The 22782-nt window shown below is 58.6% G+C and carries 19 protein-coding genes and 3 pseudogenes; 15 read left to right on the forward strand and 7 right to left on the reverse strand.

All coding sequences use genetic code 11. From position 1 onward, the window contains the following. Nucleotides 1-5: 5 nt before the first annotated feature. Both ACZRKZ_RS04645 and ACZRKZ_RS04650 read right to left on the reverse strand, forming a co-directional pair. Nucleotides 6-995, reverse strand: coding sequence for an FAD-binding oxidoreductase (locus ACZRKZ_RS04645; protein WP_463980831.1), 990 nt, complete (start codon nt 993-995; stop codon nt 6-8). A gap of 3 nt (nt 996-998) precedes the next feature. Then, nucleotides 999-1403: a hypothetical protein gene (locus ACZRKZ_RS04650; RefSeq protein WP_463980832.1), complete on the reverse strand. Its 405-nt coding sequence runs from the start codon at nt 1401-1403 to the stop codon at nt 999-1001. An 878-nt stretch (nt 1404-2281) separates the two neighbouring features. Between ACZRKZ_RS04650 and ACZRKZ_RS04655 the strand changes: the two are divergent. Beyond that, nucleotides 2282-2428 (forward strand): annotated as a pseudogene (locus tag ACZRKZ_RS04655) (ComEA family DNA-binding protein); the annotation flags it as partial. Between the two features lie 22 nt (nt 2429-2450). On the opposite strand, the pseudogene tnpC reads toward ACZRKZ_RS04655, so the two are convergent. Continuing rightward, nucleotides 2451-3414: pseudogene (gene tnpC / locus ACZRKZ_RS04660) on the reverse strand (IS66 family transposase); the annotation flags it as partial. A 6-nt stretch (nt 3415-3420) separates the two neighbouring features. On the opposite strand from tnpC, the pseudogene ACZRKZ_RS04665 reads away from it, so the two are divergent. The 3 genes and pseudogenes from ACZRKZ_RS04665 to ACZRKZ_RS04675 all read left to right on the forward strand — a co-directional run. Next, nucleotides 3421-3652, forward strand: a pseudogene (locus ACZRKZ_RS04665) (IS4 family transposase); the annotation flags it as partial. 474 nt (nt 3653-4126) lie between these two features. Continuing rightward, a complete protein-coding gene (locus tag ACZRKZ_RS04670; RefSeq protein WP_463980886.1) occupies nt 4127-6124 on the forward strand; it encodes a polysaccharide biosynthesis protein in 1998 nt (665 codons plus the stop codon). 110 nt (nt 6125-6234) lie between these two features. Then, on the forward strand, nt 6235-6570 hold the full coding sequence (locus ACZRKZ_RS04675; protein WP_463980833.1) for a ComEA family DNA-binding protein: 336 nt from the start codon (nt 6235-6237) through the stop codon (nt 6568-6570). 27 nt (nt 6571-6597) lie between these two features. Here ACZRKZ_RS04675 and ACZRKZ_RS04680 read toward each other — a convergent pair whose 3' ends face one another. Continuing rightward, nucleotides 6598-7188, reverse strand: a complete 591-nt coding sequence (locus tag ACZRKZ_RS04680) for a TetR/AcrR family transcriptional regulator (RefSeq protein ID WP_463980834.1) — start codon at nt 7186-7188, stop codon at nt 6598-6600. Nucleotides 7189-7345: 157 nt separating this feature from the next. Here ACZRKZ_RS04680 and ACZRKZ_RS04685 point away from each other — a divergent pair, with 157 nt between their 5' ends. Both ACZRKZ_RS04685 and ACZRKZ_RS04690 read left to right on the forward strand, forming a co-directional pair. Beyond that, nucleotides 7346-7990, forward strand: a complete 645-nt coding sequence (locus tag ACZRKZ_RS04685; RefSeq protein ID WP_463980835.1) for a GntR family transcriptional regulator — start codon at nt 7346-7348, stop codon at nt 7988-7990. A gap of 15 nt (nt 7991-8005) precedes the next feature. Continuing rightward, on the forward strand, nt 8006-8854 hold the full coding sequence (locus ACZRKZ_RS04690; protein WP_463980836.1) for an urea carboxylase-associated family protein: 849 nt from the start codon (nt 8006-8008) through the stop codon (nt 8852-8854). Nucleotides 8855-8928: 74 nt separating this feature from the next. Here ACZRKZ_RS04690 and ACZRKZ_RS04695 read toward each other — a convergent pair whose 3' ends face one another. Together ACZRKZ_RS04695 and eat are read right to left on the reverse strand one after the other, a co-directional pair. Then, a complete protein-coding gene (locus tag ACZRKZ_RS04695; RefSeq protein ID WP_149414327.1) occupies nt 8929-9096 on the reverse strand; it encodes a DUF2897 family protein in 168 nt (55 codons plus the stop codon). A gap of 110 nt (nt 9097-9206) precedes the next feature. Continuing rightward, nucleotides 9207-10571 (reverse strand): ethanolamine permease, encoded by a 1365-nt coding sequence (gene eat / locus ACZRKZ_RS04700; protein ID WP_463980837.1) that lies wholly within the window; start codon nt 10569-10571, stop codon nt 9207-9209. Between the two features lie 816 nt (nt 10572-11387). Between eat and kdpF the strand changes: the two genes are divergently transcribed. The 6 genes from kdpF (at nt 11388) to ACZRKZ_RS04730 (ending at nt 19449) form a co-directional block, all read left to right on the forward strand. Beyond that, complete coding sequence (gene kdpF / locus ACZRKZ_RS04705; protein WP_003218754.1) at nt 11388-11477, forward strand: K(+)-transporting ATPase subunit F; 90 nt, start codon at nt 11388-11390, stop codon at nt 11475-11477. A gap of 8 nt (nt 11478-11485) precedes the next feature. Then, entirely contained in the window at nt 11486-13180 is a 1695-nt protein-coding gene (gene kdpA, locus ACZRKZ_RS04710) for a potassium-transporting ATPase subunit KdpA (RefSeq protein WP_463980838.1), read from the forward strand. A 12-nt stretch (nt 13181-13192) separates the two neighbouring features. Then, the gene (gene kdpB, locus ACZRKZ_RS04715; RefSeq protein WP_178114535.1) at nt 13193-15250 is read left to right on the forward strand and encodes a potassium-transporting ATPase subunit KdpB; all 2058 of its coding nucleotides are present in this window, start codon (nt 13193-13195) and stop codon (nt 15248-15250) included. Nucleotides 15251-15352: 102 nt separating this feature from the next. Beyond that, nucleotides 15353-15898 (forward strand): potassium-transporting ATPase subunit KdpC, encoded by a 546-nt coding sequence (gene kdpC, locus ACZRKZ_RS04720; RefSeq protein ID WP_463980839.1) that lies wholly within the window; start codon nt 15353-15355, stop codon nt 15896-15898. Nucleotides 15899-16054: 156 nt separating this feature from the next. Further along, complete coding sequence (locus ACZRKZ_RS04725) at nt 16055-18706, forward strand: DUF4118 domain-containing protein (protein WP_463980840.1); 2652 nt, start codon at nt 16055-16057, stop codon at nt 18704-18706. Nucleotides 18707-18753: 47 nt separating this feature from the next. Next, on the forward strand, nt 18754-19449 hold the full coding sequence (locus ACZRKZ_RS04730) for a response regulator (protein WP_463980841.1): 696 nt from the start codon (nt 18754-18756) through the stop codon (nt 19447-19449). A gap of 42 nt (nt 19450-19491) precedes the next feature. On the opposite strand, the gene ACZRKZ_RS04735 is transcribed toward ACZRKZ_RS04730, so the two are convergent. Continuing rightward, on the reverse strand, nt 19492-20529 hold the full coding sequence (locus ACZRKZ_RS04735; protein WP_463970286.1) for a patatin-like phospholipase family protein: 1038 nt from the start codon (nt 20527-20529) through the stop codon (nt 19492-19494). Nucleotides 20530-20746: 217 nt separating this feature from the next. Between ACZRKZ_RS04735 and ACZRKZ_RS04740 the strand changes: the two genes are divergently transcribed. The 3 genes from ACZRKZ_RS04740 (at nt 20747) to ACZRKZ_RS04750 (ending at nt 22781) form a co-directional block, all read left to right on the forward strand. Continuing rightward, entirely contained in the window at nt 20747-21025 is a 279-nt protein-coding gene (locus tag ACZRKZ_RS04740) for a hypothetical protein (protein WP_133098887.1), read from the forward strand. An 82-nt stretch (nt 21026-21107) separates the two neighbouring features. Further along, nucleotides 21108-21881: a CHAD domain-containing protein gene (locus ACZRKZ_RS04745; protein WP_463980842.1), complete on the forward strand. Its 774-nt coding sequence runs from the start codon at nt 21108-21110 to the stop codon at nt 21879-21881. Between the two features lie 102 nt (nt 21882-21983). Further along, nucleotides 21984-22781, forward strand: a complete 798-nt coding sequence (locus ACZRKZ_RS04750) for an acyl-CoA thioesterase (protein ID WP_463980843.1) — start codon at nt 21984-21986, stop codon at nt 22779-22781. Nucleotide 22782: the final 1 nt, after the last annotated feature.

Consider the following 22782-nt stretch of genomic DNA (forward strand, 5'->3'; position numbering starts at 1 on the left):
CCGGGTCAATTCGAGCTTACAAAGGCATCGGAATGGAAGTGTTTGAGGGGCAGGCCGGCCTGTGTCAGCACCTCGCGTGCCATTTGAATCATGGCTTCAGAGCCACAGGCATAAACCGAGGTATCGGCCAGGTCAAGATTTTCTGCAAGCAGTGCTTGCTGGACGTACCCGGTAGCTCCTGAACACTGTGCGCCTGTGCGTGAAAGCACGGGGCGGTAGGTCAGGCTCAGTGTCGGGAAGTCGGGATGCCAGTACAGATCCGATTCTATACGGCCCCCCCAGTAGACGTAAACACGCTTGCCGCTGAGTGATTCAGGCGCGGCGGCCAAGGCTTCGAGCATGGCCTTTACAGGAGCGATGCCCGTTCCGGTGGCCATGAATACCAAGTTTGTGGTACTGGCGTTACGCAGGCAGAAGGTTCCGAGCGGTCCTTCCAGCCTGAGCAGGTCATTGGCTTGAGCTTCGCCGAACCAGTACTGGCTCATGACACCTTTCGGTACCTGGCGAATATGCAGTTCTAGTTTTGCATCCTCGCGCACGGCATTGGCTATGGAGTAGCTGCGACGCACGCCTTCCTTGCCAATAACGTCGATGTACTGCCCTGCGAGGTAGGAGATCGCGCTTTTGGGAGGGGTTCTGAGGATCACTCGCACCACGTCGTCCGACAGGTGCTCGATGCTGTCAAGGCGGCAAGGCATTGTTTTGATCTGGATATCGGCCAGCAAGCCGAGGTCTTCAATATCCAGTTCAACATCGGTGACTGCGGCTCGGCAACAGGTCAGGATGGCGCCCGACGAGCGCTCTTCTTCTGTAAGCGCCAGCTCAAGCTGAACCACCTCTGTCTCACCCTTGAGCACGCTGGCCTTGCACACGCCGCAACGTCCGGTGCGGCAGCTGTACTCAAGCACTATACCCTGTGATTTTGCGCTATCAAGAAGGCTTTTGCCGAGTTCTGCTGTGAATGTCTTGTGGTTAGACAGAGTAACAATGGACATGTGTCAGGCACCATGCTCAGGGTTGACGATTGCTTTGTGTTTTGTCCTGTAGCCTAGGCTTACTGCGACCAACACCCCGAGCATGGTACCCAGTGTTGCGCCAAGCGCCAGTGCTCTGGTTTTTTTTGGAGCCGTCGCAGGACCGTCGACCCGATAAAGACTCGCAGCCTTGAAGCGATACGTAATGTTGAGAATACCCTTCGTTGCAATTGATGATTGAGCAATGACTATTGACCCGCTGTGAAGGGGTGAGGTCATGAAGTAATAAGGTAGCGCGCGCGCCAGCAAGGTAAAAAGCACAATCAGCAGTTCCTTGCACCACAGCAACATCCACATGTCATAAAGATTCAATTCATCCAGTTGAATATTGGGTGTTGCACACACCTGTCCCATACTATTTATACCCATGTGCGTTACATCTCCTCTCGTCATTACTCTGAAAGTCACATGACGTTCAGCGCGCAGACAGCATGCCCTTGGCTAAGGGTATTTTACGTAAATTTTAAATATGCTGGCGCCCTAGGGTTTTCCGTCACCCCTGAGAGCGCACAGTATTCACTCTGGTCGACCCTCTCATTGGCCGGTCAAATACAGCTCGCTGTGAAACCAGACCGGCTAAATCTTGTAAATGTCTGCCAGCACCAAATCGATTCTTTACCGTTTATTAGGCAGGGGCTCCCAGTTGACATCGTCACCAAAAGGGATAACAGATAGCCAGGAAATAACGATTCCATTGCTGCCATGGTTGAGAGCCCTGACACTGCAGATTATCTTCAGCGCGCTAAACCTGACGAGGGTTATATTTCGCCAAATATAAGATTTTCAACGGCTTTCGCGAGCCGTTAGGCTGGCAGGTGCTCATATGCTTGAAGATCGCATGGCTTGGATGTTCGGTCTTGCTTTCGAGTACGCTTATTGTACCTGTTGGGCGCCATACTCGCACAAATTGCCAATACTCATGCGCGTTAAAGCCAATCTGCCCGTGAGTGGCGGTAATTCTACCTGCTTAGGACCTTACTGGAAATGCAGGATGGGGAATGCTTACAAGCGGCAACGCGATGGACGTTGAATACTGGGGATTGACTAGCTTTCTAATGGCAGACTCGCAAAGCTGCTTCCAATTTGGAACGCACAGGGAGTGTTATCTATACGTAAAGGGCTTGTATCCGCAGTTGTCGTGTCTGTTTTTTTGGGGTTAGCGTTGCAGGCGCAATGCTGCGCCAGATAGCTTGGTGAATCAGGTGCCGACCGCCAGCGGCGACCGCATCCCCATCTCCCCCAAACTCCTCACCACCCAGCTCACGGGTATCGGAGAATCCAAGGCCCTGGCCATCTTCACTTACCGTGAGGCCAGCGGCCCCTTCACTGCTGTAGATGAATTGTTGGAAGTAAAGGGTGTCGGCAAGGCCCTTCTGCAGAAAAGCCGTATACGTCCGGGCACCCCATCTTGCGCAACTAAAACGGTTGCCGCCGATGCGGCAGCAATTCATCAATCTTACTCGTCCGCTGCGTCGGTAGACACGTGAGAACGTCCTTCAAGTAAGCATACGGATCATGCCCATTGAGCCGCGCCGACTGAATCAAACTCATGATCGCCGCCGGCCGTTTGCCGCTGCGCAGTGAACCTGTAAAGAACCAGTTCTTGCGCCCCAACGCCCATGGCCGGATCTGGTTTTCTGCCCAACTCTTGTCTATGGGTACGGCACCGTCGTCGAGGTAGCGCGACAGCGCCGTCCAGCCTTTTAGGATGTAATCCAGGGCTCTGCTAATTGCCGAGCCATCGTGCACGAGCTGGCGCTGGGCGATCATCTAGGTATGCAGGGCATCCATCACCGGCACGGCTTTTTCTTGCCGTACTCGGCAACGTAAATCAGGTTCCAGGTCGCGGGCTTCACTCTCGATTTCGTATAACAACTGGATATAACGCAAGGCTTGCTCGGCAAGCTGGCTCTTGTAGGTGGCGTGCAGCTCAAAGAACTTACCCCATGCATGGGCCATGCAGCCGATCTCGGTCACGCCGAGTTCAAAGCTGGCCTTGTAGCCGCCAAAATCATCGCAGACCAGATTGCCCTTCCAGTCTTGCAGGAAGTTGCGAGCGTGCTCTCCAGAGCGGCTGGGGCTGAAGTCGTAAACCACTGCCGCCAAATCCGAGAACTGGCTGGTGGCGTAGGCCCAGACATAGGCTCGATGGGTTTTCTTCGCGCCAGACGTCAGCATCTTGTACCGGCGCTTCATCAGCGTGGATCACTTCATGTTCGAGGACGGCACCTCGCAGGGCATCGGCCAGCGGCTGCAACTGCACACCACAGTTGCCGACCCATTGCGCCAAGGTCGAGCGGGCAATAGTCAAACCGGTGCGACCAAAAATCGACTCCTAGCGGTAAAGCGGCAAGTGGTCAGTGAATTTCTCGATCATTACCGAAGTGCTGAGAAAGACCAGCATTGGATGACCCCGGAGCGCAAGGGAGCGGTCGTACGGAGATTGAGCACTACGACGATGGTGATTAGCTGGTACAGATGGAGCTCTCGCCGCAGGCGCATAAAAGGAATCCGCTTTTGCCTGACCTATGGCAGGTACGGGCCGTTACCTACGAAGTCGAGGGTGGGAAAGAAAGAGACCGTCTTCACTGCCGGCCTCACAATTTAGCGCTGAGCAGGAGACGGCAGCATCGGTAAACTGTGCTTCTCGAATTATCTACAACCATCAGCTAGACTTTTCCACCGTCGTAGTCCATTTGCATATCACCGGATATTATCACCGCTTCTGTGCTCGCCAAATTATTGCGGCTTTCTTGGCGGCTAACCAGCATCGGCTGGCGTTTTATGTATTGCCGGCTTTAGGTGTGCACTGCTTTATCGATGAGATTGCGCAGAGTCTGGGTTTGGTTGTCCGTGATCTACGGGAGTAAATGCTGGTCTTTTCGCTGCTACCTGTCGCTTATTCTGATGAATGAGCTGCTCTGTGTCAGCCACGAGACAATGGGTCTCGGCCGTTAGGGTAGAGGGAGCTATTTAGCTTCAGGGGTGCTTAGGCTGTATGATTTGTCGACTGACATCGCTAGGTTGCAGGGTGGCTGAGGCTGTCCAGGAGCACCAGCAATCACATTTCGAGTTGCAAGGATAGTTAGGAAATCATGGATACATTACGGACATATCTGCTGAGCCTTCCCCGCCGACAGAAACGTATTCTGCAAGTCATTGCTGACATGCTATTAGTGTGGTTTGCGTTATGGATGGCGTTTGTAGTCCGCTTAGGCATAGATGAGCTGGTCAATCCAGTAGTTCAACATTTGTGGCTTTTTCTCAGTGCGCCGATTGTGGCTATTCCCCTTTTTATTCGCTTTGGGATGTACCGGGCGGTGATGCGTTATTTCGGCAACGACGCCTTGATTGCAATTATCAAAGCAGTGAGCTTGTCTGCATTGATCTTGGGTGTTGTGGTGTACTGGTATAGCAACCATGAGACCGTTGTGCCTCGATCAATCATTTTCAACTATTGGTGGTTGAGCCTAATCATGATTGGCGGATTGCGTCTTGCAATGCGCCAGTATTTTCTCGGGGACTGGTTTTCCGCAGCCCAGCACATGCCATTCACCAGCAGGGACGATGGGCTGGCCAAAGTTGCCATTTATGGTGCGGGCGCAGCGGGCAATCAATTAGTAGCAGCGCTGCGCATGGGACGAGTCATGCGGCCAGTAGCTTTCATTGATGATGATAGTGATATTGTAGGTCGGGTGATTTCCGGATTGCAGGTGTATAAGCCGAAACATATCCAACAGATGATAGATGTAACGGGGGCTCAGGAAATTCTCCTAGCTATTCCTTCATCTAATCGTGGCCGTCGTCGTGAAGTTCTTGGCCTTCTTGAGGGATTCCCCCTCCATGTGCGCAGTGTGCCTGGTTTCATGGACCTTGCCAGTGGTCGAGTTAAGGTCGATGACATTCAGGAAGTCGATATTGCAGATCTGCTTGGTCGGGATGCTGTCCCTGCATACGGTGAGTTGCTTGAGCATTGCATCAAGAGCCAAACCGTTCTTGTAACTGGTGCTGGTGGATCTATCGGCTCCGAATTGTGCCGGCAGATCCTTGACCTTCGTCCCACCACGCTTTTGCTCTTCGAACACAGCGAATTCAACCTCTACAGTATTCTGTCCGAGCTGGAACAGCGGATTGCACGCGAGTCTTTGCCCGTTCGGCTTTTGCCAATCCTGGGGTCTGTGCGTCATCAGACCAAGTTGCTGGACGTGATGAAAACCTGGCATGTCGATACTGTTTATCACGCCGCAGCCTACAAACACGTACCAATGGTCGAGCACAATATTGCCGAGGGCGTATTGAACAATGTGATCGGCACGCTGAACACCGCACAAGCTGCTCTTCAGTCGGGTGTCGCCAACTTTGTATTGATTTCCACCGACAAGGCTGTCCGCCCCACCAGCGTCATGGGCAGTACCAAGCGCCTGGCCGAGTTGACGCTCCAGGCTCTTAGCCGTGAACTGGCACCGGTATTGTTCGGTGATAGATCCAACGTGTCCCATGTGAATAAAACCCGCTTCACCATGGTCCGTTTCGGCAATGTATTGGGCTCCTCCGGCTCAGTGATTCCACTGTTTCACAAACAGATCAAATCCGGTGGGCCGCTGACCGTAACCCACCCGAAAATTACTCGCTATTTCATGACCATCCCCGAAGCGGCGCAGCTTGTTATTCAAGCCGGTTCCATGGGACTTGGCGGTGATGTGTTCGTACTGGACATGGGCGAACCGGTAAAAATTGTCGAACTGGCTGAGAAGATGGTTCATCTGTCAGGCCTGAGTGTTCGTTCCGAAAAGAATCCCCACGGCGATATCTCCATCGAATTCACCGGCCTACGTCCCGGCGAAAAGCTTTACGAGGAGTTGCTGATCGGTGACAACGTGGTGGCGACCCAGCACCCAATGATCATGAGTGCCAACGAAGATCACCTAGACTGGGAAGTACTCAAAGGCAAGCTGACAGAGCTGCTTGCTGCAGTAGATCAGGATGACTACAACCGTGTCCGTCAATTGCTGCGCGACACCGTCAGTGGCTATGCGCCAGATGGCGAAATCGTCGACTGGATCTACCAGCAACGCCGCCTGGAACCCTGAACTCACACCCTGTAACTTACCCATTTTTGACTATCCCCAAACATCACCTAAGTTTGAAAAGCAGCTTCGGAAAAGCTGCTTTTCTCACTGATGTCATGGAGCGTCTCTATATGCGTAAAGCCTGTTTTTCATCTCTGGTTTTTGCTGTCCTCACCAGCATTTCACTGGCTGTCAGCGCAGCCCCGTCAGCCAAACCCGAGACTCCAACCCCCATTGCCGCTCAAATGACCAAGGCCGAGCAAACCACTGCCAAGGTCAATCTCAACACTGCGGATGCGGAAACTCTGAGGCGTGACCTGTTCGGCATTGGCTCAGCGAAGGCCAAGGCGATTGTCGCCTATCGTGAAACCAGTGGCCCGTTCACGGCGGTGGACGAGTTGCTGGAAGTGAAGGGGATCGGCAAGTCGCTTCTGGAGAAGAATCGCGACAGGCTGGAAATCAAATAACGCGCAGCAGCCAAGCCAAGAGGCCGGTCATTGACCGGCCTTCTTTCTGCCTGTGATTTCTGCATTCGCCTGCACTTTCAGATTCCCACGCACCACCTCCAGAATCCGCGCCGCCAACGCCTCACTCTCGACGCTACGCGCCAACACCAACGCCCCCACCAGTGTCGACATCATCATCAAGCCTTGCTCATCAGCATTCGGGCTGCCCAACGCAGCTTCAATTTGCGTGAGCCTCGCGCCAAGTACTGCATCGGTGGTGGCGCTGTTTTGCCCGCGTTGCCCCAGTTCTGAAGACATGGTGGGTAATGGGCAACCTTTATCTGGCGACGTCTGGTGCCATTCGGAAAGGTAGCTGTCGATGAACGCTTCCAGTGGTTGTTCCTGGCTGAACAACATCTCGCAATGGGCGTCCAGTTCTTCGCCTGCCGCTTGCAACGCCTTTTCCACCAATTCGTCCTTGGACTTGAAGTGCGCATAGAACCCGCCGTGGGTCAGGTTCAGCGCTTTCATCAGCGGTTGTAGGCCGGTGGCGCCGATGCCGTCGCGGCGGAACCGGACCGAGGCCTCTTTAATGATGCGCTGGTGGGTTTGAGCTTTGTGGTCGAGTGAATAGCGCATTAGAGCGGCCTCCGAAACGTGGCCCATATTAACCAGGCTTTACGGCGGCTTCTCGGCTCTTTACAAAACTGCGCAACTCATTAGTGACCGGCGGCGAGCTTGGCATGAATAGTGATTACGACTACAACAACGATTGTTGAACAATCATGAGGTGGCGATGAATACCACATTGTCCTTGGCGGATCAGATTGCGCGGGAGTTGCGCGCGGACATCATTGGTGGTCGGCTGTTGCCGGGCATGGCGCTGGTTGAGAGCGATCTGGTCAAGGCCTACAGCGCGTCGCGCAACACCATTCGCGAGGCGTTGCATCGTCTGGGGCAGGAAGGGCTGACCCGTTACGTGCGAAATAAAGGGGTGATGGTCCGGCGATTGGACATGGGGGAAGTGCGTGATCTGTTTGTAGTCCGTCGCACCCTGGAGTTGCAGGCCATTGCCAGCAGCAAGCCCTTGAGCGGCGATCAGTCCGAGCGCTTGGACAACGCCCTCGATGCCACCACCCTGGCCCGTGAGCGGGAAGACTGGCGCGCGGTGGCGACCCACAGTCTGACTTTCCACCAGCAGATTGTCGGCCTGTTGTGCAGCCCGTTGTTCGATGAGTTCTTTGCCCAGGTCATTGCCCAACTGCGCCTGGTGTTTTGTGCTGCGCCCGATGAGCAACGTTTCCAGTCGCCCTGGCTTGAGCGAGATCGAGAGATTTACGCGTTATTGGTCCGAGGCAACAAACTGGCGGCGGGGGAGGCGATGAGCCTGTACCTGGATGATTCGGAGCGTCTGTCGTTGGCCCTGTTTGCCCACCCATGATCGAGGATTTGCCCAATGTACAAAGACTATCCCGCCGCTTACCAGGTCAGCAAAGGCTCGGCCTTGCAGGTCGACAAGGCGTTCTATGAGCGTGTTCGTGACGCTGCTGGTCAGCGTACGCTGATTGAGCAGTTCGAGGTGCCGATCCGGACGGGGAGGGCGTGGAAGGTGCCTGCTGGTCATGTGTTTCGCGTGACCACTCCGGTCGGGCCGCAGGTGGGGGATTTCAACGTGTGGAACGCCAACGACCCTCGCGAACGTCTGTGGGCGGCGCGCACTCGTCAGTTGCAGGGCGCTCATGTCAGTGTCCATGACCGGTTGTGGTCGAATCTGCCGTTCCTAAGGCCGCTGGTGACCATCACTGATGACAGCCTGGCCGGTTATGGCATTGATGAGCATGGTGGGCGCTTGCACGATTTGCTCGGCACCCGCTGCGACCCTTATGTGAACAAGATGCTCACCGGTGAGGACTTCCATCACCATTGCCATTCGAACCTGACGCGGGCGGTGTTACCCCACGGCCTGACGGAGTTCGATGTGCATGACGTGCTGAATATCTTTCAGTGCACCGGCCTGAACCACGACGACATGTATTTCATGAAGGCTTGCCCGGCGCAGAAGGGCGACTATCTGGAGTTTTTTGCCGAGATTGATTTGTTGTGTGCGCTGTCGACGTGTCCGGGTGGGGATCTGTCGTTGCCGATGTGGGGGCCCGATGCGCAAGACCCACTGACGGTGTGTCGTCCGTTAGGCGTTGAGATTTACCGCTTGGAAGATGAGCTGCTTCAAGGCTGGAGTCAGCCGGAACGTGCCGCCTATAAAGGGCAGCACGGTTTGCAGATTGCCAAGGCGGATTGGGAGTAACCGGGGGTTGGGCTGCTTCGCAGCCCAACGGGAGCAAGCTCCCTCGCCACGGGTTGTGGGTCAGGGCGACCGGTTCAGCGGTCCTGCGCGTCCTTGGCATCCGCTTGCGCGTTGCGCTCGGCCACGCGTTTGCGTTGTTCGTCGGTCAGTTCCACTGTGTTGGCGCTGTCTCGCAGCATCATCAAACCACCGACGATCGAACCGATAGCGACCGCCATAATCAACCAGGCATACCAGGGCATAAGGCTCTCCTTGAGGCCGACTGCCGTGGGAAAATTTCCCACGGCAATAACAGCTTTGAGTAACGGGCTTTGTCAGTGGTTCCATTGTAGGCCCGTTCTGCCCTGCAGGTTTAGAGCCCGGTCAACATTGCGTCTGCCGGTGCATCGGCACGATCTTGTGCCGTGAGTTGGAAGTAGACAAAACCCACCGCCATAAAGCCCAGGAAGACCAGGCCGATCAGGGTGTTGAACCAGGCCATGGCCACCAGGCACACCAGCGCCAACACCAGGGCGATGCCCGGCACGATCGGGTAACCCGGCGCGCGGAAGGTGCGCTCCAGCAGCGGTTCGGTTTTGCGCAGCTTGAATAGGCTGAGCATGCTCATGATGTACATGACGATGGCACCGAACACCGCCATGGTGATCATCGCTGCAGTGAGGGTCATGCCGCCCAGGTTGATCAGGCCGTCGCTGTAGATGGCAGCGATACCAACCACACCACCGGCGATGATTGCCCGATGAGGTGTCTGAAAGCGCGACAGTTTGGCGAGGAAGGACGGCAGGTAACCGGCGCGGGCCAGGGCAAAGAACTGGCGCGAGTAGCCGAGGATGATCCCGTGGAAGCTGGCCACCAGGCCGAACAAGCCAATCCACACCAGCATGTGCAACCAGCCGGAGCTTTCACCGACCACGGTTTTCATCGCCTGGGGCAGTGGGTCGTTGATGTTCGACAGGGTGCGCCAGTCGCCCACGCCGCCGGCAAAGAACATGACGCCCATGGCCAGGATCACCAGGGTCAGGATGCCGCTGATATAGGCTTTGGGAATGGTGCTTTTTGGATCTTTCGCTTCTTCGGCGGCCATGGCGGCGCCTTCGATGGCGAGGAAAAACCAGATGGCGAACGGGATTGCGGCAAACATCCCGGCAATCGCTGGTGCACCGAAGGTGTCGGAGCCGGCCCAGCCGTTGAGAGCGAAGTTGCTGAAGCTGAAGGCGGGGGCGACCACGCCCATGAACACCAACAACTCAGCCACGGCGAGGACGCAGACTACCAGTTCAAAGGTCGCGGCCAGTTTGACGCCGAGAATGTTCAAACCCATGAACACAATGTAGGCACCGACGGCCGCGTGTTTGGGGTCCAGCGTCGGAAACTGTACGTTCAGGTAGGCGCCGATGGCCAGGGCGATGGCCGGCGGGGCGAAGACGAATTCGATCAGTGTCGCCAACCCGGCGATCAGGCCGCCTTTCTCGCCGAAGGCCCGGCGGCTGTAGGCAAAGGGTCCACCCGCGTGAGGGATCGCGGTGGTCAGTTCAGTGAAGCTGAAGATAAAGCAGGTGTACATGGTGGCGACCATCAACGAGGTCACCAGGAAGCCCAACGTACCCGCCACGCCCCAGCCATAGCTCCAGCCGAAATATTCCCCGGAAATCACCAGCCCGACGGCGATGCCCCATAAGTGCAAGGTGCCTAGGGTTGGTTTGAGTTGTGTGTTCATTGTGCTGCTCCCTGAACGGTTTGGAATGTTTCAAGGCATTGCAGCGGCCATGCCAGCCTGCAAATCAGTGTCGTAAAGTCGCTGAACTGTCGTCGGGAGGATGGTTTGGCGTTTGAATATTTTCTGTGGCGCACCAGATCAGGGCGCTGGTGTCTGGTCTGGCGCCATTGCGACATGGGTATCTACACATCTCTTGAGGGGGACGCCTAGTTCTTGCTCGCGAAAACCTGAGGGTGCGGTGGTGATTCAGGATGCCCGCGTCATCGTTAACGTTTTTCGCGAGCAAGCTCGCTCCTACAGGTGGCATGGGATCCGCCTTTGCTTTTCACCACTCAGGTCGGCTACCAGGCCGCCGTGCTCTTGCTTTTGATCTTGATCTAAGGCGCCCCGTTAACCACGCTGGCTGAACGCAGGTATTGATCCGTGGGTAAACCGGCAGGACGCCGGTTTAGCCGCGCTGGGCCAGGGATGGCCCATCGCGGCGGCCCACGGAGTAATGCCGGAGTGAAGGCATGCCGAGCCACAGCGAGGCACCAAGTGGTGGGGCAAGAGCGCTTTGGTTACTTTCGTCTGGGCCGGCATTCCGGCTTTTCGAAAGTGACACGCCGTAAGGGCGTAACCCTAATCCGCCCTGACGAAAATAACGGATATGCACCCACCCCCCCACTCACCACCCCCCCCCCCTGTAACCTGCGCATAAACCCACTCTTTACGCGTTCTTTACGCCCTGCCCATACCCTCGCTCTCGTTCCTTTACGGTGCTCCTGCGGACAATACCCCCACACTCGGCAATCGCCGTACAACGGAGAAACTTCCATGAGCGTTCTGGACGGGGTGTCACTGCTATTGGCCGTGGCGCTGTTCATTTATCTGCTGGTTGCGCTGTTACGCGCGGATCGGAACTAGGAGCGGCTATGTACAGTTATGACTATTGGCTGATCATCGCCTTCTTTGCCGTGGTACTGGTTCCGGCGCCATTTCTGGGGCGGTTCTACTACAAGGTGATGGAAGGCCAGCGAACCTGGCTGACCCCGGTTTTCGGCCCGGTGGAGCGCGTGTGTTATCGCATCGCAGGCGTCGATGCGCAGGCCGAGCAGAGCTGGCAGAAATACGCCCTGGCTTTGCTTGCCTTCAACCTTGCGGGTTTCGTGCTGTTGTTCTCGATCCTGCTGTTCCAGGACTACCTGCCTCTCAACCCGCAGAAATTGCCGGGTCAGGAGTGGACGTTGGCCTTCAACACCGCGGTCAGTTTCATGACCAACACCAACTGGCAGTCCTACAGCGGTGAAGCGTCCCTGAGCTACCTCAGCCAGATGGCCGGGCTCACCGTGCAGAACTTCGTCAGCGCTGCCACTGGCCTGGCCGTGTTGGTTGCGTTGTGCCGTGGCATCGGTCGCAAATCGGCCACTACCCTGGGCAACTTCTGGGTCGACATGACACGCGCTACCCTCTACGGCCTGTTGCCGTTGTGCCTGGTGCTGGCGTTGTTCCTGGTCTGGCAGGGTGTGCCGCAAACCTTCGCCCACTACGTTGGCGCGGTGACGATGCAAGGCGTGGATCAAGTGATCCCGCTCGGGCCAGCAGCTAGCCAGATTGCCATCAAGCAATTGGGCACCAACGGCGGCGGTTTCTTCGGGGTCAACTCGGCGCATCCGTTTGAGGACCCGACCGCGTGGGCCAACCTGTTTGAAGTGGCCTCGATCATTCTGATCCCGGTGGCCCTGGTATTTACCTTCGGTCACTACGTGAAAGACCTGCGTCAGAGCCGGGCGATCCTCGGTTGCATGCTGGCGTTGTTCCTGATCGGCGGCGCGGTGTCGCTGTGGTCTGAATACCAGCCCAACCCAACCCTGAACAACGCCGCCGTCGAACAGACCGCGCCGCTGGAAGGCAAGGAATCGCGTTTCGGCACCACCGGCACCGTGCTGTGGTCGGTGACCACCACCGCTGCATCCAACGGTTCGGTCAACGGCATGCAAGACAGCCTTAGTCCGCTGAGTGGAATGGTCGCGCTGGTCAACATGATGGTCGGCGAAGTGATCTTCGGCGGTGTCGGTGCCGGCATGTACGGCATGTTGCTCAACGTACTGATTGCGGTGTTTCTCGCCGGATTGATGATTGGCCGCACCCCGGAATACCTGGGCAAGAAACTCCAGGCCAAGGAAGTGCAACTGCTGGTGGTGACCTTGCTGGTGATGCCGGTAGGCGTACTGGTGCTCAGCGCCATCGCCGCCAGCCTGCCTGGTCCTGCGGCGGCCGTCAGTAATCCTGGCCCCCATGGTTTCAGTCAGTTGCTCTATGCCTATACCTCGGCCGGTGCCAACAACGGGTCGGCGTTTGGTGGTTTCGGTGCCAACACCCCGTTCCACAACCTGATGCTGGGTCTGGGCATGTTGATCGGCCGCTTCGGCTACATCCTCCCGGTACTGGCCTTGGCCGGCAGCCTGGCGATGAAGAAGAGTGCACCGATTGGCCAGAACAGCTTCCCGACCCATGGCCCGCTGTTCGTGACCCTGTTGACCGTGACCATTTTGCTGGTGGGCGGCTTGACCTTCCTGCCGACGCTGGCGCTGGGTCCTATTGCTGAACACTTGAGTATGGGCTTCTAAGGGGATATGGAAATGAATATGCCTGCCAAAAATGCCGCCCCGGTGAAAGCCCCGGAGCCTACAAAAACCGCGATGTCGGCCCTGTGGCGACCGGCGCTGATCCAGGCCTTCGTCAAGCTGGACCCGCGCCAACTGAAGCGCTCGCCGGTGATGCTGGTGGTCGAACTGACCGCGATTCTCACCACCGTCCTGTGCTTCATACCAGACGTCGCTGTGCCGACCTTTGTCGCCGTGCAAATCGCCGTGTGGCTGTGGTTCACCGTGCTGTTCGCCAACTTCGCCGAAGCCTTGGCTGAAGGTCGCGGCAAGGCCCGCGCCGACAGCCTCAAGGCTGGCAGCGAAGGCCTCAGTGCGCGGCGCAAGGAGGCCGACGGCAGCTTCAAGGTTGTTCCGGCTACCAGCCTGCGCAAAGGTGATGTGGTGCGTGTTGCCGCCGGGGAAATGATCCCCGGTGACGGCGAAGTCATCGAAGGGATTGCTGCGGTCAACGAAGCGGCCATCACCGGTGAATCTGCGCCAGTGATCCGCGAATCCGGCGGCGACCGTTCGGCCGTCACCGGCAACACCCGTCTGGTTTCGGACTGGCTGATGATCCGCATCACCGCCAACCCCGGTGAGTCGACGCTGGACCGCATGATCGCCCTGGTAGAAGGCGCCAAGCGCCAGAAAACCCCCAACGAAGTGGCGTTGGACATTCTGCTGATCGGCCTGACCCTGATCTTCCTGCTGGTGGTAGTGACCCTGCAACCGTTTGCCCACTTTGCCAATGGCAGCCTGCCGCTGGTGTTCCTGGTCGCACTGTTGGTGACGTTGATTCCTACCACCATTGGTGGCCTGCTGTCGGCCATCGGCATTGCCGGCATGGACCGCCTGGTGCGCCTGAATGTGATCGCCAAGTCTGGTCGCGCCGTAGAGGCTGCGGGGGACGTGCATGTGCTGTTGCTGGACAAGACCGGCACCATCACCTTCGGTAATCGTCGTTGCACTGCCGTGTATGCGGCCCCAGGTGTCAGCGGCAAGGAACTGGCCGAAGGCGCACTGCTGGCGTCCCTGGCTGACGACACCGCCGAAGGCAAGTCCATTGTCGAGTACCTGCGAGCCTTGCACCCGCAGGCCGAACCGTCGAGCGAAGAACTGACCAGCGTGCCGTTCAGTGCCGAAACGCGCTTGTCTGGTGTCGACTATCAAGGGCGCGTGTACCGCAAGGGCGCGGTGGATTCGCTGCTGGCCTTTATCGGTCTGCAACGCAGCGACCTGCTGCCGGCGCTGTCCCGTGAAATCGACAAGATCGCCCAGAGCGGCGGCACGCCGTTGCTGGTGTGCGCCGATGGCAAGTTGTTGGGGGCGATTCACCTCAAGGACGTGGTCAAGCCTGGCATTCGCGAGCGTTTCGCCGAGCTGCGCAAGCTGGGGATTCGCACGGTGATGGTGACCGGTGACAACCCGTTGACCGCTGCTGCGATTGCCGCCGAGGCGGGTGTCGATGACGTACTGGCCGAAGCCACACCGGAGAAAAAGCTGGCGCGCATTCGCCATGAACAGAACGACGGCCGCCTGGTCGCGATGTGCGGCGACGGCGCCAACGACGCCCCGGCGCTGGCCCAGGCTGACGTCGGCATGGCCATGAACGACGGCACACAAGCGGCCCGCGAGGCGGCGAACATGGTCGACCTCGACAGCGACCCGACCAAGCTGCTGGACGTGGTGCAGATCGGCAAGGAATTGCTGGTGACCCGTGGCGCGCTGACGACCTTTTCCATCGCCAACGACGTGGCCAAGTACTTCGCCATCCTGCCGGCGCTGTTCGCCTCGATCTACCCGCAACTGGGCGTGCTCAACGTGATGCACCTGAGCAGCCCGCAGAGCGCGATCCTCTCGGCCATCGTGTTTAACGCGCTGATTATCGTCGTGCTGATCCCGCTGGCCCTGCGCGGTGTGCGGGTGCAGGCGGCGAGTGCGGCGGCGTTGCTGCGTCGCAACCTGTTGATCTATGGCGTCGGCGGGCTTCTGGTGCCGTTCGTGGGGATCAAGGCGATCGACATGCTGTTGACGGCGTTGCACTTGGTTTAAGCCCTGTTGTGAGGGGACTTGTTGTGCCGAGAGGGGGTATCTCCTCTCCACAAAAGCCTCTCACCACAACGCCGTTTTGTTCAACGAATTGAGGAATATGAAATGTCCAACATGATCCGCCCGGCCTTGAGCCTGCTGGTGTTGATGACCCTGATTACCGGCGTGGCCTACCCCCTGGTTGTCACTGGCGTGGCGCAAGTCGCCTTCCCTGACCAGGCCAATGGCAGCCTGATACGCGATGCCGACGGCAAGGTGCGCGGCTCCAGCCTGATTGCCCAGGACTTCACCGGCGACGGCTGGTTCCACCCACGGCCGTCCGCCGGGGCCTTTGCTACCGTAGCCAGCGGCGCCAGCAACCTGGGGCCAAGTAACCCGGCACTGGCCACGCGGGTGTTTGACGATGCCAATAAACTGCTCGTCTCAAGCCAGGGGCCGGTGCCACTGGCGCTGCTGACTACCTCCGGCAGCGGTCTTGATCCACACTTGCCACCGCAAGCGATTGCCTATCAACTGGCGCGGGTCGCCGCCGCACGCAATCTGCCGGTGGCCACACTGGAGCGCTTGATGGATGCTCACATTGAGCAGCCGCTGGTAGGGCCGCCAGTAGTGAATGTGCTGGAGCTGAATATGGCTCTGCAAGCGTTATAAACAGTAGGCACCGCCAATCGCGGGCAAGCCCGGCTCCCACACTGATCTATGTTGAACGCAGAGTTGAGGTTCACAGCAGATCAAATGTGGGAGCCGGGCTTTCCCGCGATGACGGTCTGAAAAACTCTACATAAACACCAGAAGGAAACCCTGCGCATGAGCGACTCCGGCCGTGCCGATGCCCTGTTAGCCGATCTGCCCCGGGACGGCCGTGGCCGGCTCAAAGTCTTCCTCGGTGCCGCCCCAGGTGTGGGCAAGACCTACGCCATGCTTCAGGCTGCACACACTCAATTGCGCCAAGGTGTAAGGCTGATCGCCGGGATAGTGGAAACCCACGGCCGCGCCGAGACTGAAGCCTTGCTCAGCGGTTTGCCGCAGCAGCCTTTGCTGCGCTCCGAGTACCGAGGCGTGATGCTGGAGGAAATGGACCTTGACGGTCTGCTCGCCGCCAAGCCCAAGCTGGTACTGGTGGACGAACTGGCCCACAGCAACGCCCCCGGCAGCCGCCACGAAAAGCGCTGGCAAGACATCCAGGAACTGCTCGCAGCTGGTATCAACGTCTTCACCACGGTCAACGTCCAGCACCTGGAAAGCCTCAACGATCAGGTGCGCGGCATCACCGGCGTGCAGGTGCGCGAAACCCTGCCCGACTGGGTGTTGCAGGAAGCCGATGAACTGCTGCTGATCGACCTGCCATCCCGCGAGCTGCTGGAGCGTCTGCGGGACGGCAAAGTCTACGTGCCGGAACAGGCCCGTGCGGCCATCGATGCGTTTTTCACCCAGACTAACCTCATGGCTCTGCGCGAGTTGGCGATGCAAACCGCCGCCGCCCACGTCGATGACGATCTGGCCCAGGGTTATCGACAACTGGGCCAGGCTGCGCCCGCCGTGCGCGGGCGCTTGCTGGTGGGTGTCGATGGCGATGCCCACGCCGAGCGCCTGGTACGCCACGCCAGCCGCGTAGCCCAGCGTCGGCATCTGCCCTGGAGCCTGGTGCATGTCGACAACGGCCGTGTACAGGATGAGCGATCACGCCTGCATCTGCAAAACGCCCAGCAACTGGCCGAACGGCTTGGTGGTGAGGTGGTGTTGCTACGCGCTGGCGAAGTGGCCAAGACCTTGATCCAGCATGCCGCCGAGCGCCGTGCCAGCCTGGTGCTGGTGGGTCAGTCGCGACCACGCTGGCAGCGCACGCTATTCGGTGGCGGGCTGGCGGCGCGGTTGTTGCGTAACGCGCGGGGCCTGGAAATCAACGTCCTCGACAGCGATGAAGCACCGGCCCCACCGCGCTTGCCCGATGTGCGCGGGCTGGTGTGGTTCGACTACCTCCTGGCACTGCTGGCGACGGTACTGGCCACCGGGTTGGCCTGGGCGGTGTCCAGCGTCTTGCCGTTGCCCAACATCTCTCTGGTGTTCCTCGCCGCCGTGCTGCTGGTAGCGGTGCGCAGCAGTCTTGGCCCGGCGCTGGCCTGTGCGGCGCTGTCGTTCTTGACCTATGACTTCTTGTTTATTCCGCCGAATTTCTCTTTCGCTATCCAGCGTGAAGAAGACGTGCTGACCCTGTTGTTCTTCCTGCTGATGGCGGCGTTGACCGGCAACCTGGCTGCGCGCCAGCGTCGGCAATTGCAGGCGCTGCGCGAAACCCAGGAAGAAACCAGCGAACTGTTGGATTTGTCGCGCAAACTCACCGCTGCCACCGATCGCCAGGCGGTGATCAGTGCGGCGGCCCATCACCTGGAAGGCTCGAGCGACTTGCAATTGTGCCTGGTCAATCGCGATGGGCAGGGCGACTGGAAGATCGAGACCGGTGGCCCGATCACCTTTACCGAGGCCGAGCGCGCCGCCGCCGACTGGGCCTGGCAACACGATCAGCCAGCGGGGATGGGCACCGGTACCTTGCCATTTGGTCGTTGGTGGTGGTGGCCGTTGTCCGGCGAAGAGGGCCCTTTGGGCTTGCTCGGTGTCAGCCCGAAAGCCGGCCTGGAACTGAGCGGTCAGCGTCGTCGTTTGCTCATCGCCTTGAGCCAACCGCTGGCTCAGGCGTTGGCCCGTGCGCAGTTGGCCCAGGAGCTGGAAGCGGCCCGCTTGCATGGTGAAACCGAGCAACTGCGCAGCGCTTTGCTGGCGTCGGTGTCCCATGATTTGCGCACACCACTGACCTCCATGCGTGGCAGCATCGACAGCCTGCTGGCTCTTGGCGAAGCCATTCCCCTGGAAGATCGCCGGGAGCTTCTGGAAGGCACCCGCGATGAAGCCGAACGCCTGGACCGTTACATCCAGAACCTGCTGGACATGACCCGCCTCGGCCACGGCGCCTTGAAGCTGGCGCGCGATTGGGTGTCGCCCGGCGATATCGTCGGCAGTTCCCTGGGCCGGTTGCGGGCGGTGCTGGCGCCGTTGCAGGTGACCACCGACGTGCCAGCCGAGTTGCCGTTACTGTATGTACACGCTGCCTTGATTGAGCAGGCGCTGGTCAATGTGCTGGAAAACGCCGCGCGGTTTTCCCCGCCTCATGGGCGTCTGCAACTGCGCGCGGGTGTTGTTGAAAAGGAATTGTTTTTCTCCGTCAGCGACGAAGGCCCAGGGATTCCCGAGGATGAGCGGGCGAAGATTTTCGACATGTTCTACACCGCCGCAAGGGGTGATCGCGGCGGGCAGGGAACCGGGCTTGGCCTGGCGATCTGCCTGGGCATGGTCGGTGCCCACGGCGGGCATATCAGCGTGGCTGAGGGCATCGAAGGGCAGGGCACGTGCATCACCTTGTTCCTGCCATTGCAGACTCAACCCGGCCTGGAAAGTGAACCTTGAACCCAGGTACGCTACTCTCTTCTATCAACGGATTTTGATTGGACACCATGAGCCAGACTGCGACGATTTTGGTCATTGACGACGAACCGCAGATCCGCAAATTTTTGCGCATCAGCCTGGCTTCTCAGGGCTATAAAGTGATTGAAGCCGGCACCGGCAATGAAGGACTGGCCCAGGCGGCGTTGAGCAAGCCGGACCTGCTGGTGCTGGACCTTGGCCTGCCAGACATGGACGGCCAGCAAGTGCTGCGCGAGTTTCGCGAGTGGTCGACGGTGCCGGTGCTGGTGCTGTCGGTTCGCGCCAGTGAAGGGCAGAAGGTCGAGGCGTTGGACCATGGCGCCAATGACTATGTGACCAAGCCTTTTGGCATCCAGGAGTTTCTGGCGCGGGTGCGGGCTCTGTTACGCCAGGCTCCGGGGGGGGAGGCTCAGGAAGCGGCGCTGAACTTTGGCCCGTTGACCGTGGACCTTGCCTATCGCCGGGTATTGCTGGACGGTGCCGAGGTGGCGCTGACCCGTAAAGAGTATGCGGTGCTGGCGCAACTGGCGCGTCATCCAGGGCGGGTCATCACGCAACAGCAATTGCTCAAGGATATCTGGGGCCCGACCCATACCGAAGACAGCCACTACCTGCGGATTGTGGTCGGGCATCTGCGGCAGAAGCTGGCGGATGATCCCACCCAGCCGAGGTTTATCGTGACCGAGGCCGGAGTGGGGTATCGGTTATTGAACCCTGAGACCTGATAGATTCCTGTTGCCTGTACCTTTTTCTCGTAGCAGCAAATCTCAGTGCTGCTCACTTTCATACCGGTCCAAGGTATCACTGGCAATTTGCCGGCCCAGTTCGATCAGCTCCGGCGCCTTATAGAACTCGAAAAACCGGCACACCCGCTTGGGCACGTTGATCAGGATATCCGGCGGGTAGCCGGCGATCTTGTACTGCGCCAATGAGGTCTGCATCACCTCGAAACTCTGGTTGATCAAATCCAGCAGCGATGCGGGTCCTACGTTGTCGATGATGAACGAACCCGTGGCGGACTTTGGCGCACCGGCCATTTCCGGGGCGGCGGCCGGTTGTTGGGCTTCAGGTTCGGCGGAGTCCAGCCACGGATTGATGTCGGCGGCCTGGGCCAGCAGAGCTTCCTGTTCCAGCAGCAACAACTGTTCGGCCTGCTTGCGGCGAAACGGCAAGTGCGAACCCAGCGACCGCACCAGGTTATCGAACCGGCTTTTGAAAGCGGGCGGGCGCTGGATCACCGGCAACCGGTAGTGCTTCTGGTTGGTGGAGTTAAGGTTGACCGCGATGATCAGGTCGCAATGACTCGACACCACGGGCACGATGGGCAGCGGGTTCAGCAGGCCACCGTCCACCAGCATGCGGTTGCCCTGCATCACGGGCGTGAACAGGCTGGGAATCGCTGCCGATGCGCGCATGGCCTGATGTAGGCAACCTTCCTGGAACCAGATTTCCTGCTGGTTAGTCAGGTCGGTGGCCACGGCGGTGTAGGGAATGCGCAGGTCTTCGATATTGATCTCGCCGACGATCTTGCGGATCTGCCCGAAGACCTTCTCGCCGCGTATCGCCCCCAGGCGAAAGCTGACATCTACCAGGCGCAGTACATCGAGATAATCGAGGCTTTCGATCCAGTTTCGATAGTCCTTGAGTTTGCCTGCGGCATAGATTCCGCCGACCACGGCGCCCATGGAGCAGCCGGCGATACAGGCGATGTCATAGCCGCGCTTTTCGATCTCTTCGATCACCCCGATATGGGCGTAGCCCCGTGCGCCGCCGGAGCCCAGGACCAATGCAACACGTTTCTTCATGACTCGTTCCTTCGCAAAACAGGTACCCACAATGCACCTATCGTGGGGGTTGCTTCAATCCTAGCTGACTGGCGCTATTATTTTTGTAAACTGAGCAGTTTGCTCGGGTATGCTCTGGCAATTGGCATTGTGCATTTCAGGCTGTGCGATGAGGCACTTTTTGATGTAGATAACGTCTACATCCCACGACTGTTTTTCTTTTCTTGAGGTGTCATTGATGAAAGCCTGGATGTGTTTGCCTGTGATCGTACTGGCGTTGGCTGGTTGTGCGGGAAAGACGGCCTATCGTGATAGCTGCGCTACGCAGTTGGACGCTGCCTGGCACGAGCTTGACCTGGCCAAGGCCGAAGGCTTTGCTGGCACTATCAGTTACTCCAAGGCCCTGTCCCTGCTGACCGGCGCCAAGACCCAGCAACAATTTGAAGCGTTCGAAGGTTGCTCCAACAAAGCCGAGAAAGCCCGTTTCTATATTCGTGAGTCTCGTGCCGGGCGTTGACTTGTAGCAGCTGTCGAGTGACGCGAGGCTGCGATAGTAGCTTTGTGCAAACAGGGACTTTTATCGTTGAGGAGAGCAAAGGATGTCAGCCTTGGTGGATCAGTTAGTCGCTCAGGTCATTGGCCTGGAAGTGGGGTTGCTGAGCTGCCAGGCTCGCCTTGCTAATGTCACTGACGATGAAGCGCTGCATGACCTGCGCACCACGGTGCGGCGCCTGCGCAGTCTGTTGCGGCCGTTACGCGGGTTGCCCGGTGTTGAGCAACTCGAAGCTGCCGCCAGCGGCATCGGCCAACTGACTACACCGTTGCGGGACCGTGAGGTGTTGGCGGCCTATCTTCACCTCCACGGCCATCACGAGGCGGCCGACCGACGCACCCGTCAACAGCCGGCGGCTTATCGTCAGGTGGCCCACGGCCCGGAACTGGCGCAATTGCTGTTGATCATTGATGCATTCCCTCGCTTTATCCGCGCTTCCCAACGCCAGAAACTGCTCAAGGGCCTGCGCCCGCTTATCGAAAAACGCCTAGCCAAGCAATGGCAGAAACTGGACGAGGCATTACACGACCCCAGCCACGATCGCCATCGCCTGCGCCTTTTGATCAAGCGCGTGCGCTATGCAGCCGAGGCGTACCCGCAACTGGGCAAATTGCCTGCGAAGGCGATGTCCCACCTCAAGTCCGCCCAAGGGGCATTGGGTGATTGGCATGACTGTTGGCAGTGGCTGGCCCAGGCCGAACACCAGGCAGATTTGCAGCCCTGTGTTGCGGTTTGGCACCGGACTATGGCCGAGGCCGAAGGGCACGCGGATCGGGTGTTGGATAAGCTGAGTGCGGACTGTTTCTCGAGCAAGGCTTAGTCCGCGGCTTATCTGTCCGGGTTTTTGGCCGTAATAAGTGCTGTACCGCGCAGCTTGGGTGGTTAAGATCCCTCAATCGTTTTTCTGTCGATTGAGGTTGCCATGCGCTTTAGTGATTTGCTTGACGCCGTCCGCCATAATCCCTTGGACGTGTCGATCCCTGCCGAATGGGCCCAGGGCCGCGCCACCTTTGGCGGACTGGTCGCCGCCTTGCAATACGAAGCCTTGCGCGCTCGTGTGCCAGATGATCGTCCGCTGCGATCGTTGGCCATTACCTTTGTCGGTCCTGTGGCACCGGATGTATCCGCACGTTATGAAGTCGAAGTGCTGCGTGAAGGCAAGGCGGTCAGCCAGTTGCTGGGCCGCGTTGTGCAAAACGGTGAAGTGATGACCCTGGTGCAGGCCAGTTTCGGCGCCTCGCGGGAGTCGCAGATTAGTGTGGTGGCCGAGCCTGCACCCACCTTCAAACACTGGGATGAATGCCAGGAGTTGCCCTATATCAAAGGCGTGACACCCGAGTTCATGCGTCATCTGGCAATGCGTTGGAGCGTCGGCGGCTTGCCGTTCACCGGTAATAAGTCCCGCGACATGGGCGGCTGGGTGCGCTTGCGTGGGGATGTGAAAGAGGAACCGCTGACCGAGGCGCATATCCTGGCGCTGGTGGATGCCTGGCCGCCAGCCTTGTTGCCGCACCTGAGCAGACCGGCGCCGGGCAGCACCTTGACGTGGACCATCGAGTTTATCCAGCCGCTGCAGCAAGTCAGCACCCTGGACTGGTGCCAGTACCACGTTGAGATCGAACACGCACGCGACGGCTATGGTCATGCCGCGGCCGCGCTGTGGAGCCCGCAGGGTCAGTTGATCGCGCTGAGCCGCCAGACCGTGGTGGTGTTCGCCTGAA

This window comes from Pseudomonas sp. c313 (assembly GCF_055407145.1).

What these genes read in the sequence shown, in the direction of transcription:
- ACZRKZ_RS04740 (WP_133098887.1), top strand. Translation starts at nt 20,747, where the DNA reads ATGAAAGCCTGGATGTGTTTGCCTGTGATCGTACTGGCGTTGGCTGGT.
- ACZRKZ_RS04695 (WP_149414327.1), bottom strand. Translation starts at nt 9,096, where the DNA reads ATGCCCTGGTATGCCTGGTTGATTATGGCGGTCGCTATCGGTTCGATC.
- ACZRKZ_RS04745 (WP_463980842.1), top strand. Translation starts at nt 21,108, where the DNA reads ATGTCAGCCTTGGTGGATCAGTTAGTCGCTCAGGTCATTGGCCTGGAA.
- ACZRKZ_RS04685 (WP_463980835.1), top strand. Translation starts at nt 7,346, where the DNA reads ATGAATACCACATTGTCCTTGGCGGATCAGATTGCGCGGGAGTTGCGC.
- ACZRKZ_RS04680 (WP_463980834.1), bottom strand. Translation starts at nt 7,188, where the DNA reads ATGCGCTATTCACTCGACCACAAAGCTCAAACCCACCAGCGCATCATT.
- ACZRKZ_RS04735 (WP_463970286.1), bottom strand. Translation starts at nt 20,529, where the DNA reads ATGAAGAAACGTGTTGCATTGGTCCTGGGCTCCGGCGGCGCACGGGGC.
- kdpB (WP_178114535.1), top strand. Translation starts at nt 13,193, where the DNA reads ATGAATATGCCTGCCAAAAATGCCGCCCCGGTGAAAGCCCCGGAGCCT.
- eat (WP_463980837.1), bottom strand. Translation starts at nt 10,571, where the DNA reads ATGAACACACAACTCAAACCAACCCTAGGCACCTTGCACTTATGGGGC.
- ACZRKZ_RS04725 (WP_463980840.1), top strand. Translation starts at nt 16,055, where the DNA reads ATGAGCGACTCCGGCCGTGCCGATGCCCTGTTAGCCGATCTGCCCCGG.
- kdpA (WP_463980838.1), top strand. Translation starts at nt 11,486, where the DNA reads ATGTACAGTTATGACTATTGGCTGATCATCGCCTTCTTTGCCGTGGTA.
- ACZRKZ_RS04690 (WP_463980836.1), top strand. Translation starts at nt 8,006, where the DNA reads ATGTACAAAGACTATCCCGCCGCTTACCAGGTCAGCAAAGGCTCGGCC.
- ACZRKZ_RS04675 (WP_463980833.1), top strand. Translation starts at nt 6,235, where the DNA reads ATGCGTAAAGCCTGTTTTTCATCTCTGGTTTTTGCTGTCCTCACCAGC.
- ACZRKZ_RS04730 (WP_463980841.1), top strand. Translation starts at nt 18,754, where the DNA reads ATGAGCCAGACTGCGACGATTTTGGTCATTGACGACGAACCGCAGATC.
- ACZRKZ_RS04645 (WP_463980831.1), bottom strand. Translation starts at nt 995, where the DNA reads ATGTCCATTGTTACTCTGTCTAACCACAAGACATTCACAGCAGAACTC.
- ACZRKZ_RS04650 (WP_463980832.1), bottom strand. Translation starts at nt 1,403, where the DNA reads ATGGGTATAAATAGTATGGGACAGGTGTGTGCAACACCCAATATTCAA.
- kdpF (WP_003218754.1), top strand. Translation starts at nt 11,388, where the DNA reads ATGAGCGTTCTGGACGGGGTGTCACTGCTATTGGCCGTGGCGCTGTTC.
- kdpC (WP_463980839.1), top strand. Translation starts at nt 15,353, where the DNA reads ATGTCCAACATGATCCGCCCGGCCTTGAGCCTGCTGGTGTTGATGACC.
- ACZRKZ_RS04750 (WP_463980843.1), top strand. Translation starts at nt 21,984, where the DNA reads ATGCGCTTTAGTGATTTGCTTGACGCCGTCCGCCATAATCCCTTGGAC.